Origin of the sequence: Vibrio sp. V39_P1S14PM300, assembly GCF_009904765.1 — a bacterium.
In the GTDB taxonomy this organism is placed as follows: domain Bacteria; phylum Pseudomonadota; class Gammaproteobacteria; order Enterobacterales; family Vibrionaceae; genus Vibrio; species Vibrio proteolyticus.
Genome location: NZ_WXWP01000041.1, coordinates 1 through 3,746, shown reverse-complemented (window position 1 = coordinate 3,746; position 3,746 = coordinate 1). Strand labels below are relative to the sequence as shown.

Sequence of the window (3,746 nt, the reverse complement as noted above, 5' to 3'; positions counted from 1 at the left end):
GTTATCATCATATCAGACAATCTCTATAACGTTGATCTGTCGAAATATAAGTCAGATATGCCAGATATCGTTGACCGGCTAGCATGTAAACATAGAAAAACGCCGGAGTATTTCTATTCAGTGTTACAGAACACTGGATTTACTATTCATGACCGAAGAGTATTACCGGATAATGCCGACGCTATCCGATGGCTTTCAGAAATACACACTAATATAGATAAACATTTCCCAACGGGGGCGAACGGGGCACTGGAAGAGTTGTACGTCATGGCAGAAAACCTTATAGGAGCGATCAAGAAAAATAAGTTTTCGATATACAGCACAATTCTGAAGCGTTCTGGGCGTTAGCAGCCGTCAAATCTGAACTGTTATAGGAGAAAGAATAATGTCGACAGCACCAAACTTCGTGCAGACACTGGAAGGCAAACCCTCTCTGGGAGAAAAAGTATACCATCCAGATTTCCACCTTACGTTAAAGCCGATGTGGCACCCAGATCATACCGAAGCCGAAGCTCGGGTAGCAAAGACAGACAGCCCTTACATCTTGGCTCATTATGGTAGTCAGAAAGCCGTTGAACATTATCTGTCTATGAGTATGCCGTCATTTGGTGGCCTTTGTTACCCACACGCTAAAGCTGACCGCATCTACTTTACTGAACGAATGATGAGTATCACGACACTTATTGATGATACAACGACGAACCCGGAAATACTGGGTAATCAAGAAAAACAACAGCATTTACGTCAACAATACCGAAATGCCATAAATGGAATAAAACCGCCTGACACGTTTCCAATTGCTCAGTTGTTGTATGAAGGTCTGCGACCCATTAAACAACAACTGGAGTCTAAGCCCAGAGTTTGGACGCGTATGGAAAGTTCCTTGCATACTATGATAGACCGACAAACCGATTCGCTGGCTCTGCAAATGAACGAGCTGACTTTTGAACGGTATCTTGAATTAAGACGTATTGATAATTACGGCGATTGGGCAGCGTTGATGACAGAGTACGCCATTGATGTGGATATGACGGATGTTCTAAATGAAGAGCCGTATCTTAATATCGCCAGAACCGCAGCCATAGATTCAATCACCTTAGTCAATGATCCTTATTCTTTTCGCAAAGAAATACACATTGCGGATTCTGTGAATTCCGTCTGGTTGCTGATGCGAAATGACGGACTGACTCTGCAGCAGGCTCTCTACGAACTGGCTCAAAAGGTTCGGGATAATGAAAAGAAATTAATACAGGCATGTAGGAAGGTATTGTCTGGAAAATATGGCACGCGTCCAGACGTTAAGAAGTATGTTGTGGAACTGGAGCACCTGGCCTCTGGCAATGCTGAGTTTCATGCCATTAGTACCCGGTATTTTGGGGAAGATTTCGCAGGAAAGCGGTTTGTTTCTGGTGAGATAGAGATCAAACCTCTCCCCTCGACAGATGAAGTTGCGGCGGTCGATATTGCTGGCTCTCCAATAACAAACCCTCTTGATAATAATCACTCCCCCAAAGGTAAGGAATGACGCTTCTGGGTATGGTGATTTGAGATTTCACGATCTCTGTTCCGTTGTTCAATGGGAGAAAATATCGCTCATGAACGCCCGGTCATTTACCGGGCTTTCATTGTCCGTGAGGGTTATGCCACCATTTCATCGCAGAAAAGACGGGCGAAACCAATTCCGTTCATGGCACAACTTTCGTCAACATCAGATACGTCACCACTGACCCCGACCGCGCCAAGAATGTTTTTTTCAGCGTCGCGGATCAGCAGCCCGCCGGGAACCGGAACCATGTTTCCGTGTGCGAGTACATTGACGGCGGAGATAAACGCGGGTCGATTGTCTGCATCCTGAGCGAGCTTTCTCGATGAACAACCGAGTGCCAGTGCGCCCCAGGCTTTAGCTATCGCAATGTCTGGGCGCATCATGCTTGAGCCGTCCTGACGCTGTAGCGAAATCAATTTACCTCCGCTGTCGAGTACTGCGACGGTCAGAGGCGCACTTTGGGTTTTCAGGCCAGCCTGAAACGTGCCATCGATGATGGCTAGCGCTTGTTGTAGAGTCAAACTTCCCATGTTATCTCCTGATTTTCTCTTCTACACGGCTCCTAAGAGCTCGTAACTTGGAAGGGTCAGGAAGGTGGCGAACTCGCTGGCTGTAGACAGCTTGAAGAAAAGGTCAGCAGTTTGTTCAAAGCGGCCAGCAGCATAACGAGCTTCACCCACTTCCTGTTTGATGGTGTCGAGTTCCTGATACAGCCATGTATGGAACAGTTGTTTGGTAAATTGCTGGCCGTCATCCAGCGTGATGCCGTGATGAATCCATTGCCAGATGTTTGCCCGTGAAATCTCCGCGGTTGCGGCATCCTCCATCAGGCCATAAATAGGTACACAGCCGTGGCCCTGAATCCAGGCCTCGATGTAATACAACGCGATGCGGATATTTTTCCGTACACCGGCTTCATCACGGCTACCGTCGCAAGGTTGCAGCAGGGTGGCTGCGCTGATCTCGTGGGTCGGGCTGACAAAATCGAGTTGATTGGGTTTACCCGATAGATTTTTCTCGAACACAGACATGGCCAGGTCCACCAGTGCAGGGTGCGCAACCCATGTGCCGTCGTGCCCGTTGAGTGATTCGCGCTCTTTATCCTCTATGACTTTTGCGGTTACGCGCGCCATTTCAGCCGGGTCCTTAGCAGGAATAAACGCAGACATTCCCCCCATGGCCAGTGCGCCGCGCTGATGACAAGTGCGTACCAGTAACTGGCTGTAGGCATTGAGAAAGGCTTTATCCATTCCAACGACATGACGATCCGGCAGGATACGATCTGGGTGATTTTTCAATGTTTTGATGTAGCTGAAGATGTAGTCCCAGCGCCCGCAGTTCATAGCGACGATGTGATCACGCATGGCATATAACATTTCGTCCATTTGGAACACTGCAGGTAAGGTTTCGATCAATACCGTGGCACGAATAGTCCCTCTGGCAACGCCGAAGTGATCTTCGGTAAAACGAAATACATCGTCCCACCATTGTGCTTCTTCCATACTTTCCAGCTTAGGAATGTAGTAATAGACACCCAGCCCTTTTTCGGCGCGAACTTGGTGGTTATGGAAGAAGTACAGTGCGAAATCCATCAGGCAACCGGGGATCGGTTTGCCGTTAAACTGGATAGATTGCTCAGGCAGGTGCAGGCCGCGTGGTCGAGCAATCAATAGGGCAGGGTTGTCCGTCAGCTGATAGTGTTTATTTTTGTTCTCATCATAGTAGCTGATGGTACCCTGATTGGCATCTCTGAGGTTAATCTGGCCTTCCACCATATTTGCCCATGTTGGAGAAGAGGCATCCTCAAAGCAGCACATAAAAACCTTGGCACCGGAATTCAGCGCGTTGATCACCATTTTTCGATCTACGGGGCCGGTGATTTCGACCCGACGATCTAAAAGCTCCGGTGGAGGCGTCGCCACTTTCCAGCTTTTATCCTCACGGATGGCTCGTGTGTCTTCTCTGAAGTCTGGCAGTTCACCGCTGTCAAACCGCTGCTGCAGTTCAGAGCGAGCCTGTAACAAAGCATCGCGTCTCGGCGCGAATTCGTTCACCAGCGTGTGCAAAAATGCCAGTGCGTCCTGAGACAAAATCGCGCGATAGTCAGAGTTATCCATGTTTCCCGTTACGTGCAGACAGCCTGTTTGTTCTTGTTCCGCCACATCGTTCAAACCCATTGTTTGTCTCCTTTAAACAATAC

The 3,746-nt window shown here is 48.4% G+C and carries 3 protein-coding genes and 1 pseudogene; 2 read left to right on the top strand and 2 right to left on the bottom strand.

The features are described from left to right. Both CAG65_RS22140 and CAG65_RS02340 read left to right on the top strand, forming a co-directional pair. A pseudogene (locus tag CAG65_RS22140) lies at positions 1 to 348 on the top strand (hypothetical protein); the annotation flags it as partial. 37 nt (positions 349 to 385) lie between these two features. After that, entirely contained in the window at positions 386 to 1,525 is a 1,140-nt protein-coding gene (locus CAG65_RS02340; protein WP_161451902.1) for a terpene synthase family protein, read from the top strand. Positions 1,526 to 1,638: 113 nt separating this feature from the next. Here the strand turns inward: CAG65_RS02340 and CAG65_RS02335 are convergent, their stop codons facing one another. Together CAG65_RS02335 and aceB are read right to left on the bottom strand one after the other, a co-directional pair. After that, positions 1,639 to 2,076 (bottom strand): GlcG/HbpS family heme-binding protein, encoded by a 438-nt coding sequence (locus CAG65_RS02335; protein ID WP_161451901.1) that lies wholly within the window; start codon positions 2,074 to 2,076, stop codon positions 1,639 to 1,641. A 21-nt stretch (positions 2,077 to 2,097) separates the two neighbouring features. After that, a complete protein-coding gene (gene aceB, locus CAG65_RS02330; protein ID WP_021705102.1) occupies positions 2,098 to 3,723 on the bottom strand; it encodes a malate synthase A in 1,626 nt (541 codons plus the stop codon). Between the last annotated feature and the right edge of the window lie 23 nt (positions 3,724 to 3,746).